General features: G+C 59.2%; 12 protein-coding genes. 4 read left to right on the top strand and 8 right to left on the bottom strand.

Going from position 1 to position 14,912, the window contains the following annotated elements:
• Positions 1 to 61: 61 nt before the first annotated feature.
• The gene (locus tag F3J41_RS09095; RefSeq protein ID WP_021509507.1) at positions 62 to 1,402 is read right to left on the bottom strand and encodes an MFS transporter; all 1,341 of its coding nucleotides are present in this window, start codon (positions 1,400 to 1,402) and stop codon (positions 62 to 64) included.
• A 335-nt stretch (positions 1,403 to 1,737) separates the two neighbouring features.
• Here F3J41_RS09095 and F3J41_RS09090 point away from each other — a divergent pair, with 335 nt between their 5' ends.
• The gene (locus F3J41_RS09090) at positions 1,738 to 2,124 is read left to right on the top strand and encodes a thioesterase family protein (protein WP_021509508.1); all 387 of its coding nucleotides are present in this window, start codon (positions 1,738 to 1,740) and stop codon (positions 2,122 to 2,124) included.
• 29 nt (positions 2,125 to 2,153) lie between these two features.
• Here F3J41_RS09090 and F3J41_RS09085 read toward each other — a convergent pair whose 3' ends face one another.
• Complete coding sequence (locus tag F3J41_RS09085) at positions 2,154 to 3,212, bottom strand: nitronate monooxygenase family protein (RefSeq protein WP_166710776.1); 1,059 nt, start codon at positions 3,210 to 3,212, stop codon at positions 2,154 to 2,156.
• 409 nt (positions 3,213 to 3,621) lie between these two features.
• Between F3J41_RS09085 and F3J41_RS23620 the strand changes: the two genes are divergently transcribed.
• On the top strand, positions 3,622 to 4,908 hold the full coding sequence (locus F3J41_RS23620; RefSeq protein ID WP_132463717.1) for a PAS domain-containing methyl-accepting chemotaxis protein: 1,287 nt from the start codon (positions 3,622 to 3,624) through the stop codon (positions 4,906 to 4,908).
• Positions 4,909 to 4,940: 32 nt separating this feature from the next.
• Here the strand turns inward: F3J41_RS23620 and F3J41_RS09075 are convergent, their stop codons facing one another.
• The gene (locus tag F3J41_RS09075) at positions 4,941 to 6,008 is read right to left on the bottom strand and encodes an acyltransferase (RefSeq protein ID WP_150360223.1); all 1,068 of its coding nucleotides are present in this window, start codon (positions 6,006 to 6,008) and stop codon (positions 4,941 to 4,943) included.
• A 450-nt stretch (positions 6,009 to 6,458) separates the two neighbouring features.
• Between F3J41_RS09075 and F3J41_RS09070 the strand changes: the two genes are divergently transcribed.
• Positions 6,459 to 9,053 (top strand): EAL domain-containing protein, encoded by a 2,595-nt coding sequence (locus F3J41_RS09070; RefSeq protein ID WP_305848983.1) that lies wholly within the window; start codon positions 6,459 to 6,461, stop codon positions 9,051 to 9,053.
• 30 nt (positions 9,054 to 9,083) lie between these two features.
• Here F3J41_RS09070 and F3J41_RS09065 read toward each other — a convergent pair whose 3' ends face one another.
• The 4 genes from F3J41_RS09065 to F3J41_RS09050 are packed head-to-tail and all read right to left on the bottom strand — an operon-like array spanning position 9,084 to position 13,062.
• Entirely contained in the window at positions 9,084 to 10,397 is a 1,314-nt protein-coding gene (locus tag F3J41_RS09065; protein ID WP_021509513.1) for an MFS transporter, read from the bottom strand.
• Positions 10,384 to 11,025, bottom strand: coding sequence for a DUF4286 family protein (locus F3J41_RS09060; RefSeq protein WP_166710774.1), 642 nt, complete (start codon positions 11,023 to 11,025; stop codon positions 10,384 to 10,386). The genes F3J41_RS09065 and F3J41_RS09060 overlap by 14 nt, the downstream gene beginning before the upstream one ends.
• A gap of 2 nt (positions 11,026 to 11,027) precedes the next feature.
• Positions 11,028 to 12,371, bottom strand: a complete 1,344-nt coding sequence (locus F3J41_RS09055) for an amidase (RefSeq protein ID WP_166710772.1) — start codon at positions 12,369 to 12,371, stop codon at positions 11,028 to 11,030.
• 10 nt (positions 12,372 to 12,381) lie between these two features.
• The gene (locus tag F3J41_RS09050; protein ID WP_127834846.1) at positions 12,382 to 13,062 is read right to left on the bottom strand and encodes a DUF2848 domain-containing protein; all 681 of its coding nucleotides are present in this window, start codon (positions 13,060 to 13,062) and stop codon (positions 12,382 to 12,384) included.
• Positions 13,063 to 13,176: 114 nt separating this feature from the next.
• Between F3J41_RS09050 and F3J41_RS09045 the strand changes: the two genes are divergently transcribed.
• Positions 13,177 to 13,851 carry a GntR family transcriptional regulator gene (locus tag F3J41_RS09045; RefSeq protein WP_058770544.1) on the top strand — a complete coding sequence of 225 codons (675 nt, stop codon included), beginning with the start codon at positions 13,177 to 13,179 and terminating at the stop codon, positions 13,849 to 13,851.
• Positions 13,852 to 13,853: 2 nt separating this feature from the next.
• Here the strand turns inward: F3J41_RS09045 and F3J41_RS09040 are convergent, their stop codons facing one another.
• Positions 13,854 to 14,873 carry a LacI family DNA-binding transcriptional regulator gene (locus tag F3J41_RS09040; RefSeq protein WP_152390798.1) on the bottom strand — a complete coding sequence of 340 codons (1,020 nt, stop codon included), beginning with the start codon at positions 14,871 to 14,873 and terminating at the stop codon, positions 13,854 to 13,856.
• Positions 14,874 to 14,912: the final 39 nt, after the last annotated feature.

Raw genomic sequence — 14,912 nt, 5'->3', positions numbered from 1 at the left:
GCAGGATAACGTCAGACGTGATGAGCCAGATGCGTGCCCTCCCTGGCACAGGCTCATGAGATTATTTCCCGGTGCTGGCCACCGGCTGTTCCGCTTCAACGTGCAGCTTTTTGCTGCGTCCCATCAGCAATACCGCAATCCCTCCCGCCGCGCACAGCAGCGCCAGAGGAATCATCGCCATCGCATGGCTGCCGGTTTTCTCATTAATGATGCCGTAAACGTTCACCATCAGCCCGCCACCAATCAGGTTGGCCATCGCGCCGATAGCAGCCAGACCGGCCGCTGCGGTGGTTGAGGACATCCAGCCCGAGGCCAGCGCCCAGAACGGCCCTTTCATCGAGTAGGCACCAATCAGCACCAGTGACAGAATCACCACGCTGCCCGCCAGCGTATCGGTCAGGAACGCCGCCAGCAGTCCACCGGCAATCAGGAACAGCGTCAGCGCGGTGTGCCAGCGACGCTCACCGCTGCGGTCAGAGCTGCGGCCCCAGACAATCATCAGAATCGATGCCAGACCGTACGGAATCGCATTCATCAAACCGGTGGTGAAGTTATCCAGACCAAATGATTTCAGCAGCTGCGGTGACCAGACGCTCAGCGTCGAACCCGCTGCCGACGCGCCGGCGTAAATCAGCGCCATCACCCAGATATGCTTGTGGCGCAGCAGCTGCCACAGGGTGATATGACCAATCGCTTTGCGCTGTGCATTCTCTTCAGCCAGTTTGCCGCTCAGCCAGTTGCGCTGTTCGCTGGTCAGCCAGTGGGCATTTTCCGGACGGTTGCTGAGCAGGAAGAAAGCCAGCACGCCCAGCACAATCGCCGGGAATCCTTCGATGATAAATAGCCAGTGCCAGCCGCGCAGGCCGAACCAGCCGTCCATCGTCAGGATTGCGCCCGAGATCGGCGAGCCAATAAAGTTGGCTGCCGGGATCGCCACCATAAAGGTCGCAATCACGCGCGCGCGATATTTCGCCGGAATCCAGTAGGTCAGATAAAGGATCACGCCGGGAAAGAAGCCGGCTTCGGCGGCGCCCAACAGAAAGCGCAGCACGTACAGCATTTCTGCACTGCTGACGAACGCGGTGCACACCGAGACAATGCCCCAGGTCACCATGATGCGCGAAATCCAGATTTTGGCGCCAATCTTCTGCATCGCGAGGTTGCTTGGCACCTCAAAAAGAAAATAGCCAACAAAAAACAGGCTGCTTGCCAGGCCAAACACCGCTTTGCTCAGCCCGAGATCTTCATTCATTTGCAGGGAAGCCATGCCGATGTTGCCGCGATCGATAATGGCGATCAGATAGCAGACGATCAGGAACGGCAGAATGCGCCAGATGACGCGTTTTACGGTCTGCTGCTCAATATCGGGCACAGCGGCCGCGCGGGTTATCTTGTCAGACATAGAGTTCCTCACAGAGTCATGGCTTAACGCAAATCGGCCAGTGTTGTTGTTTTACTCTGTACAACATGCGTGTACATAGTAAAACTATTATGTTTGGCCGCGCGACCCTGCGCAGAAAAATGTGTCCGGGCTGCGTGATTTGTCACAAAAAGGTAGCCAGTTGATTATGGATATGTGATGCAGCTGTCAGTTTCTGCTGCAGCACGGGAAAATACCAGCATTCATTCTGCCAGGCGACAGTGGAATTACTTTGCAACATCTTGCCGTTTACCCGCGGCGTCATTCTGCGGTATACCCATTGCCTCACCGCGTAACGCGCTTATCAGGATGCAAAAATGTTCGTAAAGCACTATGACGTAGATGAAAGCCATATCGATTTTCAGGGCGTGGTCGACGGGCTGTACTACCCGTTTTACATGGAGTGGACGCGCCACGCTTACATGCGCGAGGCGCTGGGTATCGACATTGAAGAAGAGTTCAGTCAGGGCAAGATTTACATGGTGCTGGAGTACACGCTGCGCTTCCGCAAGAGCCTGGTGAAAGGCGATAAGGTGGAAGTCACCTGCGCGCTGGAGCAGAACGAGAAGCGCAATCGCGTGAACTTCGTGCAGCAAATCAAGGTCGACGGCGTGGTGTATGCCGAGGCCACGTTTGTTGCCACCTGTCTCGCCAATGGGCGTCCGTCAATGCCGGAAGCGGTAACGCGCGCGCTCGGTCTGTAACGTTACACACTATGTGGCAGCAGCCTGCTCTATGCCTGCTGCCACTCTGCAACCAGCGTCTCCACCAGCTGTGCCGCCGGCAGCGCGCGCACCCGCGCCACCCCCTGACCCGCCCACTGCGCACCGAAGCCGTCCTCGCCGTGCGCTGCTGCCGCCGCCGCCAGGGCTTTTCCCAGCGCATAGGTCAGCGGATAGTCGGGAATCTCCTCCGGCGTTACGTCATGGCACAATTCACAAAATGCGTTGCGCACGCAGCGCGCCTGACGCCCGGAGATCGCCGCCGTCATTACCGTGCCACGCTCGCCAGCTGCCAGCAGCGCGCGACGATAGGCCGCACTGGCCGCCGATTCGGGACACAGCACAAACGCCGTACCGAGCTGTACACCGCTGGCACCCAGTTTCATCATCGTCGTGATGCCGGCACCGTCCATCACGCCGCCCGCTGCCACCACCGGCAGCGTGGTGTGCTGACGAATCGCCTGCACCAGTGCAACGGTCGAAAGCTGCTGGTCTGGCGCGCCCGGATCAAAATGGCCGCGATGGCCACCGGCTTCATAGCCCTGCGCCACAATGATATCGATACCGCTGCGTGCAATTGCCCGCGCTTCCTGCGGACTGGTGGCGGTCGCCAGCGTGACAACGTCACGTTGCTTTAGCCGGGCGATGGCCGTGGCATCGGGAATGCCGAAATGGAAACTGACCGCCGCCGGCCGCGCCTGCTCCAGCACCGTCAGCATCGCCTCATTGTGCAAAAAGCTCTGATAGATCTCTGTTAGTGCCGGCGGCAGCGCCGTCTGGTACTGCGCAAACTGCGGGCTGAACCGGCTGATCCACGCCGCCTCGCGCGCGGCATCCCGCCTTGCCGGCGCGTGACAAAATACGTTGACGTTGATCGGACCGCTCGTCAGTGCCTGGGTGTGGGCAATCATTTCTGCCGCCTGCTGCGGCGTCGCCGCGCCAACGCTAATCGATCCCAGCGCCCCGGCATTTGATACCGCTGCGGCCAGCTGCGGCGTGGCGACACCGGCCATCGGTGCCTGAATCAGCGGATACTGTAGTTTTAACAGCTGGCACAGCGCGGTCGTCATGGTGGTTTTTCTCCAGGCCGTTATCGGGCGTTGATTGCGTCACGTCTCGGGAATTAACATACATTTAACATGCATCTTTTAACAAGCCTGCCGGGCACTTTTCTTACCCGCACGCGCGGCGTTGATCACTTTTTTCTCACATTTTTAACGCCACGGTCGATAATCAAAGTTGCATAGCAAAAACAGCTTTCAGCTTGCGCTGTAACAACATCAGGCAGGTAACACCATTACACACCCCAACTGCGCACATCGGTGCGCAGCGAGACAGCAGCCTGTGCCTGTGGCACGGCTGTAATGGACAACCGGGGAAATCATGCGGTGCCGTCCACTGGACGCGCCGAATGCGTTAGCACGCGCACATCTGCGCCTGCATTTCGTTCAACAGCATACCAAGCGCCTGAGGTCTCTCATGTTCGGGGTGAAAAAATCGAGCCTTTCTCTGCCATTTGCCAAAAGTGGCGACATTGCTAAGGACATTGAAGCGATAAAGCAGCATGTTGCGTGGATTGAGTTTTCACCGGCCGGTGAAATCCTCAGCGCCAATGCGCAATTTTTACAGGTCACCGGCTATCAGCTGCATGAAATTCAGGGACAGCATCACCGGATTTTCTGCAGCCCTGCTTACAGCCAGTCTTCCGACTATTACGCCTTCTGGCAAACGCTGGCCGCCGGCGAATCGGTGAACGGCATTTTTGAGCGTTTCAACAAGCAGCATCAGCGCTTCTGGCTCAGCGCGACCTATTTTCCGGTGAGCGACGAGCGCGGCAAAGTGTACAAAGTGATCAAGGTCGCGAGCGACATCACTGCGCGCCATCAGGAGCTGGAGCATAAAGAGGCGGTGATAACGGCGCTGGACCGATCGATGGCGGTGATTGAATTCACGCCAGACGGTCACATCATTACCGCCAACGCCAACTTCCTCACCCACATGGGCTATACCCTGCCAGCCATTACCGGCCAGCATCATCGCCTGTTCTGCTTCGACAATTTTTACCGCGAGAATCCGGACTTCTGGCGCAAAATCGGCAACGGTCAGCATTTTGTCGGTCGCTTTGAGCGTAAGACCGCCAGCGGCGAGCGCATCTGGCTGGAGGCGAGCTACAACCCGGTGTTTGACGGCGATGGTAAGGTCTACAAAGTGATTAAGATCGCCTCGGATATCACCGCGCGCGTCGAGGCGGCGAAGCGCGTGGCAGATATCGCGCTGACCACCTCTGAGCAGACCTCACAAATTACCGATAACGCCAATGAAGTGCTGGATGAAACGGTGCGTAACTCCGGGCTGGTGGCGCAGCAGGTGAATGCCGCCGCCGAAATTGGCGCGCAGCTCACCGCCTCGGCCAGGAGCATCAGCGACGTGGTGGAAACCATCAACCTGATTGCCTCGCAGACCAACATTCTGGCACTGAATGCCGCCATCGAATCCGCGCGTGCCGGCGAGGCCGGACGTGGCTTCAGCGTGGTGGCAGGTGAAGTACGCCGCCTGGCGGCCTCGACCGCCAGCGCCACCAAACAGATTTCCGTGGTCGTGGAGCAAAATGCCGACCTGATCCAGCAGATGTATCAGCAGCTGGATGAGGTCAGGCAATTTGTGGTGACCGAACAGGAGAAGATCAGCGTGCTGTCGCGCAGCCTGCGGGAAATCAACAGTGGCGTACACGAGTTTGTGAACGTCATTCACCGGCTGGATGTGTGACAGCGTACGCGGGAGCGCTGGCTCCCGCGCGTTTACAGCCCACTGCCCGCCTGCGGCGCGGGCTGCCGCTTCCACTTCAGCGCATTACGCAGCGCCGGTTCGGCATATTTACTGATCAGCCAGGCAACGTAATACAGTACGCTGGCCACCACCACCGGCAGCATCGTCATCACCGCCTCATTTTTGATATAGCCATTAAGCTTAATCAATATCGCGATCATTAAATTTTCATGAATCAGATACAGGGCGTAACTGACAAATCCGATGGCGGTGAAAAAGCGCAGGGAAAGCCAGCGCTCAATCTGTCTGGAATAAAAGCTGGCGATAAAAAACAGCATTACCAGTAGCAGCGGTATCACGGCGACCACGCCGCTGTTTTTAACGTAGTAGCTGAAATTAATCAGCAAGGCCAGCGCGGTCAGTGCGTAGTGATAACGTTTATCGCGCCCGTGCAGACGTTCATAAACCAGACAGCCGACCATAAACCAGGCGTAGTGAATAAAACCGAATTTTGAAATGACATCGATTAATAATGGATGGCCGAGTGATTTCAATACCGATGAGGCGGAAAGTAATAACATCGGCACAATCAGCGCCGGCAGACAATATTTACGTCCGAGGGTGAAATAAACCGCGCCAATAATCAGATAAAACAGCGCTTCAACATAGAGAGACCAGAACGATCCGGCCATGGAGCGGAATTCAATGCCGGTGAGCTGCGTCAGCGTCTCAGGATTAATAAATATCAGACCGGGCAGCAGGTTGCGGCTTTCCGGTGTCATCAGCGACCACTCCGGAAAAAAGCCGCCGGCAACGTACAGCAGCAGACTGGCTATCAGCATCGCCGGAAACAGGCGCAGCCAGCGTTTTTTGAGAAAGCTGAGGTAGCCGGATGATTTATCCAGCGTCATAAATATGACAAAGCCGGAGATCATAAAAAACAACTGCACGCCGACCCAGCCAAATGCCAGCAGCGGAATATGCTGGGTAGTGGCGGCATACGGCAACAGTTCGGGCCAGCGAGCATAGGCGTGATAAGCAATCACCAGCAGGATCGCTAATCCGCGCATGCCATCAAGATGCGTGATACGTGGTTGCATAAGTGGTCTCTGGAAAGAGGAGCAGATGGGTTTCAGCAAATTAGCACTGACAAAGATTTACACTCAACAAGAATAGTCCTGGATAACGCATCATCATTTAATCAGGAAATTCTTCAGGTCCTGAACGTTAAATCACGCTCTGATAAATTATGGCTGTAATATATTTATCGTCATCAGCATGAAATAAACACTAAGCTATTAACGCAACGGGGAAAGTTTACCGGCATTCGCCGTATTGCACTGGCGCAAACGCAGCGGCAGGGCCTTTTATTAACACACTTTATGCAGATCTGATTACAGCACGGCATCGTCGGGCACCTGAACGAATATGCGATCTGTTTTTGCCGCTCCGCTCACGCTTTTTTTACTTTTTCGCCCAGGTTCGGCGCAGTCATGCCGATACTCATAACGTACTTATGAAATATCATTTTACTGGTTTGTGATAAGTCTATGATGGCGAAACGTTCACTGATGGATTTCCCGACCGATGGTCGGATGCGCGGACTGATGCGCCAGCCGATGCTGCTGATGGTGCTGCTGATTTTTCTCTCCTTTATGGTGGCGCTGGTGACGCTGTGCTTTATCGCCAGCGATCTCAACCAGCAGGAGGCGCGGCAAAACCGCCTGCTGCTGGAGAAGGCGTTGCAGACGCGTCAGGAAGTGATGCAGTTTCACCTCTCCGATAATGCAGAATGGGGCGAAGCCTACCAAAACCTGCACCGCACGCTGAATACCGACTGGGCGTGGACGCGGCAGAATCTGGGTGAGTCGCTGTTCCAGACCTTTGCCTACGAGGGCGTGTTTGTCATCGCGCCGCGCGGCGACACGGTCTACAGCGTGATCGAGGGTCAGCTGCAGCAACGCGATTTCACCGGCTGGCTCGGTCGCCAGCAACTGCCCGCGCTGCGTCAGCAATTACAGCACAATGACGGTAAGGCGCTGTCGCGCTTTGTGGTGGTAAATCAGCAGTTAGTGCTGCTGTGCGCGGCATGGATCACCACCGGTGGCGATAACAGCGTGCCGCAGGTGCCCGGTGCGCCATCGCTGATGATCTTTGCCGATCGCCTGACGCCGCAAAAATTACAGCAGCTGGGGCACGAGTACGGCATCAACGCGCTGCGGGTGGAATTCGCTGCACCCCTCGCGCCAGTGGCGGAAAGCCTGCGCCTCGCCGCCGACGGCCATGACGCCACGCTGCGCTGGACCAGCAGCAACCCCGGCGGTAAATTGCTGACCGCCCTGCTGCCGCTGCTGGTGATCGCCATGCTGATCACCCTGTATGGTGCCATCATGCTGATGCGCAACGCGCTGCGTAAAGCGCAGCTCAATGATGAAAATACGCTGCTGCTGGCGCAAAGCCAGCGGGCGCTCAGCGCCAGCGAACGCCGCTTCCGTGATATCGCCGAAATTACCACCGACTGGATTTGGGAGATGGACGACCAGCTGCGCTTCAGCTGGGTTTCCGGCCGCTTCCCGGTAGTGACCGGATTTACCAGCGAGGAGTGGCTGCAGCGCACGCTACTGGATTTCCTGCTGTGCGATGAGCACCAGCGCGCCCGGCTTTTGCAGCTGGCAGACTCGGGCGGTCAGCTTACGCTGAACGGCTGCCGCTATCTCTCTGCTCAGCATCAGCCGCGCTACTGCAATCTGACCCTCAAGCGCGTCAGCCTGGCGCACGGCGTCAGCGGTTTTCGCGGCAGCGCCAGCGACGTAACGCTGGAAGTTGAAGCGCAGGCGCGCGCGCACTATCTGTCGCACTTCGATGAACTGACCGGACTGGCCAACCGCGTGCAGATGCGCGAATTCCTCACGGGGCAGCTGAGCCTGCCGCTGCCGGCGCAGCCGCTGCTGGCGATGATTATGATTGACCTGGATAAATTCAAACCGGTCAATGATCTCTACGGTCATGCGGCGGGCGATCAGGTGCTGCATGCGGTATCAGATCGTATCCGGCGCACGCTCAACGGCAACGGCCTGGTGGCGCGGCTCGGCGGCGATGAGTTTGTGGTGATTCTGCCGGAGGCGGGCAGCCGCGAGCAGGTCGACGCGCTGTGTCAGCAGCTCATCGCCCAGCTCAATCTGCCGTTCCCGGTGTACGACAACGACATCCACATCGGCGGCAGTCTCGGCATCGCGCTGGCCCCGCAGGATGCCGACAACGCCAGCGATCTGCTGCGCTTCGCCGACATCGCCCTGTATAAAGCGAAAAACAGCGGCCGCAACCAGTGGATATTTTTCGACCGTGACATGGAAGAGAAAATTGTGCAGCGGCGCGAAATGGAGCATGAGCTGCGCGCAGCGCTGCAGGAGAACCAGCTGCGGCTGGTGTATCAGACGCGCTATGACCTGATCGCGCAGCGCATCAGCGCGGTCGAGGCGCTGGTACGCTGGCAGCATCCGCGGCTGGGCTTACTGATGCCCGATCAGTTTATTCCGCTGGCCGAAGAGACCGGCCTGATCAGCGCGCTGAGCGACTGGGTGCTGCTCAATGCCTGCGAGGACATCGCCCGCTACCGGCCGGAAATGGCGGTTTCAGTGAATATTTCCGCCAGCGAATTGCAGGATAGCGCCTTAGCCGAACGCATCACCCGGGTGCTGCAGCTCAGCGGTCTGCCGAGCCAGCGGCTGGAAATTGAAGTTACGGAAAACGCGCTGCTGAGCGATCCGGACAAAACCCTGGCGGTGATGCAGGCGGTGAAAGCGCTGGGGGTGAGATTTCTGATTGATGATTTTGGCACCGGCTATGCGTCGCTGTGCTACCTGCGCGCCTTCCCGTTCGACGGCATCAAAATCGATAAATCCTTTATTTTTCCGCTGGCCGATTCGCCCCAGGCGCGCCAGGTGGTGGAAAACATGATTGGACTCGGCAAAGCCTATTCCCTGTCGGTAACCGCGGAAGGCGTGGAAACGCCGGTGCAAATGTCGCAGCTGCAGGAGCTGGCGTGCGATGCCATTCAGGGTTACTACATCGGACGACCGCTGCCGCTGCCGCAAATCTCGACCGAGCCGCCGCAGAGTGAACCGGCGCTGCACATGAATATTTGATAAAAGGTGGCGATCCTTCGCCAGAGGTGATTACAGCGACTGGTGCGCGGTTTCTTTGGCTTTCCATAAGGCAAACAGGGTGATCGCCAGCGCCAGCGTCACATATAGCGACACCCACAGCGTGCTGCCCAGCTCTTTATACAGCGAGGTAATGATCAGCGGGGCAAAACCGCCGCCGATGATGCCGGCCAGCGTATAGGCCAGTGACGAACCGGCATAGCGCACGTGACTCGGGAACTGCTCGGTGACAAACGCCGCCTGCGGACCGTACATCATGGCGTGAATCAGCAGGCCAATCACCACCGCCAGCACAATCAGCCACGGCTGAGTGCTGTCGAGCAGGACAAAAAACACAAACGACCAGACAATAGCCAGCAGCGCGCCGGCAATGTACACCGGACGGCGGCCGAGGCGGTCGGACAGCGCGCCAAACAGCGGCACCGTCAACGCGTTGCCAATCGCGCCGACCATCGTCGCCATCAGCGCCAGCGGACGCGGCAGCTGTAACACGGTGGTGACGTATGTCAGGGTGAACACCACCACCAGCGCGTACAGCACGTCAGAGCCGATGCGCGAGCCGCCGGCGATCAGCAGTTCACGTGGATAGCGCAGGAACACCTCTTTCAGCGGGGTGTGGCTGGTTTTCTCCGCCTGCTGCATCGCCACGAAAGTCGGGGTTTCTTCCACGCCACGCCGCAGCCACAGGCCAAACATCACCAGCAGCAGACTGAGCAGGAACGGGATGCGCCAGCCCCACTCCTGAAACTGTTCGCCGCTGAGTGACAACGTCACTAAAGTGATAAAGCCGGTGCCAATCAGCGTACCGCAGGAAGGCCCGACCTGGGCGAACGAGGCGTTACGCCCGCGCTTACTGGCTTCGCCGTGCTCCATGGAGAGCAACACCGCGCCGGCCCATTCGCCGCCCAGCGCGATGCCCTGCACAAAGCGCAGCGCCACCAGCAGAATCGGGCTCCAGATGCCCCATAGCGCATAACCGGGCAGCATGCCCATCAGCGCCGTGGTCACGCCCATGATCACCAGCGTGGTGATCAAGACCGCCTTGCGTCCGGCGACATCCCCGAGATGGCCAAAGATAAAACCACCCACCGGACGTGATACATAACCGACCGCGTAAGTTGAAAACGCCAGAATGGTGCCGACCAGCGGGTCGAAGCTGGGGAAAAACACATGGTTAAACACCAGCGCCGCCATGATGTTGTAAACGGTAAAGTCGTACCACTCCAGCGCGGTGCCGATGGAGCTGGCCGCAGCAAGACGGCCGGTGTGGGTTTTCCCTGCTGCGGCACGCGCGGCGTGCGGCAGAGTAGAATCAGTATTCGCCATGAGCCATCTCCTGTTTAGTGAGCTGCCAGCTGAGCGCATAAAATTCAGCGCGGGCATTGAGCGCCTGTGACGCGGCCGCCGCCAGTGTCTGGCAGGCATCGGCGCACGAACAGCTGAGCAGCAGCATCGGCTGCATGGCACGCTGCCCCCGATCTTCCTGTGGCAGCGGCGTGCTCAGCGTGGTGTCCGGCGTAAGTAAGCGCGAGGCGATATAGCCCGGCACCGTAGCAACCTGCTGCTGCCAGGCGTTGAGCGTTGCAGTTTCAATGCCAGCCTGTAGCGTCAGCACCGCAAGGTGGCTGCCGCTGCCCTGACCGTGCTGCTGGGTGATGGCGCACACGCGGCGCATCGGTTTGATCATCCGCTCCAGGTTCTTTACCGACCACGGCGTCTGGCGCGTAAAGGCGGCGTAGTAATCGGCACTGGTGAAGGTTTCCAGCGAGCGGGTTTCATACAATCCGAGGTACTTGCGTTCAGCATCCAGCGCCTGATAGCGCGTGCCGCTGAGAAAGCCGTCGATGGCGACGCGCTCGGCGACATGTTCATGGTCATACCATTGATTGAAATCAGCTTCGTTTTCAGCGGCGACGTTGGTGGCGACGAACAGCATGCCGTGAGGATGTGTCATTTTCAGAGACTCCGTTGCAGGATGGATTCAAGCGCCAGCGCCCAGCTGAGCAGCGCGGCATCGTGGCCATGGGTGGCGGCCAGCATCAGACCCACCGGCGCACTGCCGGGCTGATGACAAGGCAGGGAGATGGCGCAGCCGTCCAGCATGTTGATCACGCTGGTGTTGCGCAGCATCAGCAGGTTGACCTGGCGATAGCGCTCCGGGTCGTCGAGTTCGGCGATGGTCGGCGCAATCAGCGGCACGGTGGGCAGCAGCAGGCCATCGAACGGTGCCACCGCCTGCTCCACCCGCTGCCGCCAGTCGGCGCGCTGCTGATACAACAGTTGTGCGTCGGCCTCATTCAGCAACGCGCCGCGCTCAATGCGCATCCGCACTTGCGTGTCATAACCCGTAGCGTGCGACTGCAGCAGCGACTGATGCCACTGCCAGGCTTCCCAGGCGGTGATGCCGCCACGGGCGTTCATGGTTTCCAGTTCCGCCAGTTCAGACAGCGGCAGCTCGGTGAGCGTGGCACCCTGCGCGCGCAGCTGTGCCAGCGCGTAGTGCCACGCCTGGCTGACCGCGAGATCCAGCCCGTCCAGCACCCGGGTTTGTGGAATCGCAAAGTGCGCCCGCGTGATATCACGCTCTGCCAGCTGCAAAGGCCGATCGGCGATGACGCTGTCGAGCAGCCAGCAGCTGCGCACGTCATGGGCAATTACGCCAATACTGTCGAGTGCCGCCGATAGCGGTAGCGTGCCAGCCTGATTAATGCGGCTGGCGCTGGGTTTGAAGCCGGTCAGCCCACACAGCGCCGCCGGTATCCGCACCGAGCCGCCGGTGTCCGTGCCGACCGCCGCGAGGCACATGCCGTCGGCCACCGCCACCGCCGCGCCGGATGAAGAACCGCCGGGAATGCGTTTTTCGCCGCGCTGCCATGGGTTAGCTGGCGTGCCGTAGTGCGGATTGATACCGAGCCCGGAAAAAGCGAACTCGGTCATGTTGGTTTTGCCGACGATAGCGGCACCGGCCTGTTTCAGCTGCTGCACGATATGCGCGTCGCGCGCGGCGGGCGGCGCATCCGCCAGCACGCGCGAGCCGGCGCAGGTGGGTTCGTCCGCCACATCAAACAGGTCTTTGATGCTGATTGGCAGTCCGTCAATCGGGCTGCGCGGCTGCTGCTGTTGCCAGCGCGCTTCAGCCTGCTGCGCCTGCTGAACGGCGTTGTCAGCGTAGGTCCGCGTAAACACGCGTGCGCCTTCGCCCGATGGCTGCTCGGCGGCGCGTAGTGCCTGTTGCGTCGCGGCGCTTGCGGTAAGGTCTCCGGCGCGCAGTTGCTGGCTCGCCTGCCATAAGGTGGTCATACGCGTCTCCTCAGGCAATCACCGGCAGCGCGCCGGTGACATAGTGGTGTTCCAGCGTGCGATTCAGCAGCGGATCGTGCAGCGCCATGCGGAACTCGCTGGCCGGACGGATGCCGCCAATCGCGCTCAACGTGCCGCATGACATCGCAAAGCCTTCGCTGACCGGGCGATCGCCGAAATAGCGCGCCAGCAGATCCATCGGCGTGAGCAGAGACGCCAGCGTGCCCTGCTGATAAGTCACCCAGTCGCCGTTGACTTTGATCCACGCACGCAGCTCCAGCCGATCCCAGTGCGGCTCAACCTCTGCCATACGCCACGCATGACCGGCGACCGGCTTAACGCAGGCCTGTTTCGACAGTGCCACGCTGAAGGTTTCCAGGTGACGGTCAGTGTGATCGGAAATCAGCGACACCCAATATTCGCCGCGATGGAAAAACACAAACGGCTCGGCTTCGCCGGAGGTTTGCTCGCCCACCACTTCCAGCGGGCTGTGCTGCGCCAGCTGCTGGGTGGCTACGCGATAAAACAGCGGGACTGCACCAGGTGCGGGCACGCCCAGCGCCTCCAGCTCCCTGATATGGTGCAGCACTGCCGCCTGGTCGCGGCCAACCCATCCGGCAATGACCAGCTGCTTAATGTCGACATCCAGCACCGGGGCGGCTTGTGAGTCGGTTGTAAAGCGTAAATGCATGCGATGATCTCCTGATGAAAAATGCGTGTGAAATTTCACTGCAATTTCAAGATAGCCATTTTCATGCCAGGTTTTTGTGTAAGATGTCTCAGTACCCAAATAAGGATCTGCGTGATGAGTGATTCAGTTGCTGAAAATGTGAAGTCACAGGCCGGACAAAAAAGCGTTTCATTGAATGAACAGGCCTATCTGGCGTTCAGGCATCGCCTGATTACGCTGCGCTATAAGCCAGGTGAATATCTCAATACCGCGCAGGTAATGGAGGATCTGGCAATGGGCCGCACGCCGGTTAACCAGGCAGTACATCGGCTGGCGACTGAAGGGTTACTGCAGATTATCCCGCGTAAAGGGGTGATGGTGGCACCGCTGTCGATTGACGATGCGCTGGAGCTGATTGAAGTGCGGCTGGTAAATGAAGCGCTGTGCCTGCGGCTGGCGACGCAGCGCGTGAATCCGGCGCAGATTGCCCAGCTACAGGCGCTGAATCAGCGCATCGCCGCCGCCAGCGTGGCGCGCGATCGTGAGCAGATGATGCTGCTGGACCGCGAGTTTCATCAGGTGCTGGCTGACATCGCCGGCAACGGTCGTCTGTCAGATATTCTCAGCATCATTCACGCCCAGGCGCAGCGCTTCTGGGCAACCACGCTGTCGAGCGCGCAGCACATGCAGGAGGTGATCGCCGAGCATGACGCAATCATTGCGGCGCTGGCGCAGGGTGATGTAACACGGGCAGAAGACGCCGCGCGCGTGCACATCTATTCGTTTAAGCAGGCGCTGCTGAACGCCTGATTTCAGCCAGGATAAAACGGGCCGGGACCGATAGATTCGCGCAGAATCAGCTCGCCGGCAAAGGTTTTGCGGTTACGCATTTCGCCGCCGTCGAGCATCGACACCAGCCGTTCAATGGTCTCCTCGATCATGCCGGTCACCGGCATGCGCACGCTGGCCAGCGCCGGAATGGTATAGGGCGCCAGCGGTATATCGTCGAAACCCAGCACCGCCACCTGCTGCGGCACGCGGATGTTATGCGCCGCCAGCGCTTTCAGCGCGCCCACCGCCATCTCATCGTTACTGGCGACCAGCGCGCTGAACGGTTTACCACGCGCCAACAGCGTTTCTACTGCCGCTGCCCCGTGCTGCGCCTGCCATTTGCCTTCCACTACCAGTGCGTCATCCGCCACCAGCTGATGCTGCACCAGTGCCGCGTGATAACCCGCCAGGCGCTCGCGCCCGGTCGGCGAGTCGAGCGATCCGGTGATAAAAGCGATATCGCGATGGCCGAGCGCAATCAGCTGCGCCACCGCCTCGGCGCTGGTGCGCTGCTGATCGGAGTAGATGCAGTAACTGTCGTGCTGACGCAGCCGCCGGTTGATCACCAGAATCGGATGGCGGTGCTGGGCAATGATGCTGTCCATCTCATCAATGGTAAGAAAACGCGGATAGATGATCACGCCATCGCAGCGCAGATCGAGCAGAAACTGAATCGCCGCACGCTCCTCTTCGGCGCTGTGTTTGCCATCCACCAGCAGTAGCTGACGGCCCTGCTGCTCAAGAATACGCGCCGAATGCTGCATCATTTCGCTGAAATAGCTGCCGGTATACAACGTGTTGGTGATCACCAGGCCGATGGTCTGGCTGGATTTAGTCGCCAGATTGCGCGCCAGCAAATTCGGCCGGAAGCCGGTCTCGGCAATCGCCTGGTACACCCGATCGCGCTTCTCCTGGCTGACGTAGCCGTTGCCGGACAACACGCGCGACACCGTCGCTTTTGACACGCCGGCCTTTTTTGCCACCTCAAGTATGGTTGCCATGCTTCACTCTGCTTCGCTGCTCATCGCCTCAGTGTACCT

Source organism: Pantoea sp. Ap-870 (assembly GCF_011752515.1).
Taxonomy (GTDB): domain Bacteria; phylum Pseudomonadota; class Gammaproteobacteria; order Enterobacterales; family Enterobacteriaceae; genus Pantoea; species Pantoea dispersa.
Note: the sequence above shows the minus strand (reverse complement) of the source record. Positions and strands in the feature narration are given on the sequence as shown.

Bases quoted from the DNA above. Each gene is read 5' to 3' on its own strand.
- F3J41_RS09040 (WP_152390798.1), bottom strand. From the start codon at position 14,873: ATGGCAACCATACTTGAGGTGGCAAAAAAGGCCGGCGTGTCAAAAGCG.
- F3J41_RS23620 (WP_132463717.1), top strand. From the start codon at position 3,622: ATGTTCGGGGTGAAAAAATCGAGCCTTTCTCTGCCATTTGCCAAAAGT.
- F3J41_RS09070 (WP_305848983.1), top strand. From the start codon at position 6,459: ATGATGGCGAAACGTTCACTGATGGATTTCCCGACCGATGGTCGGATG.
- F3J41_RS09065 (WP_021509513.1), bottom strand. From the start codon at position 10,397: ATGGCGAATACTGATTCTACTCTGCCGCACGCCGCGCGTGCCGCAGCA.
- F3J41_RS09055 (WP_166710772.1), bottom strand. From the start codon at position 12,371: ATGACCACCTTATGGCAGGCGAGCCAGCAACTGCGCGCCGGAGACCTT.
- F3J41_RS09045 (WP_058770544.1), top strand. From the start codon at position 13,177: ATGAGTGATTCAGTTGCTGAAAATGTGAAGTCACAGGCCGGACAAAAA.
- F3J41_RS09090 (WP_021509508.1), top strand. From the start codon at position 1,738: ATGTTCGTAAAGCACTATGACGTAGATGAAAGCCATATCGATTTTCAG.
- F3J41_RS09050 (WP_127834846.1), bottom strand. From the start codon at position 13,062: ATGCATTTACGCTTTACAACCGACTCACAAGCCGCCCCGGTGCTGGAT.
- F3J41_RS09075 (WP_150360223.1), bottom strand. From the start codon at position 6,008: ATGCAACCACGTATCACGCATCTTGATGGCATGCGCGGATTAGCGATC.
- F3J41_RS09085 (WP_166710776.1), bottom strand. From the start codon at position 3,212: ATGACGACCGCGCTGTGCCAGCTGTTAAAACTACAGTATCCGCTGATT.
- F3J41_RS09060 (WP_166710774.1), bottom strand. From the start codon at position 11,025: ATGACACATCCTCACGGCATGCTGTTCGTCGCCACCAACGTCGCCGCT.
- F3J41_RS09095 (WP_021509507.1), bottom strand. From the start codon at position 1,402: ATGTCTGACAAGATAACCCGCGCGGCCGCTGTGCCCGATATTGAGCAG.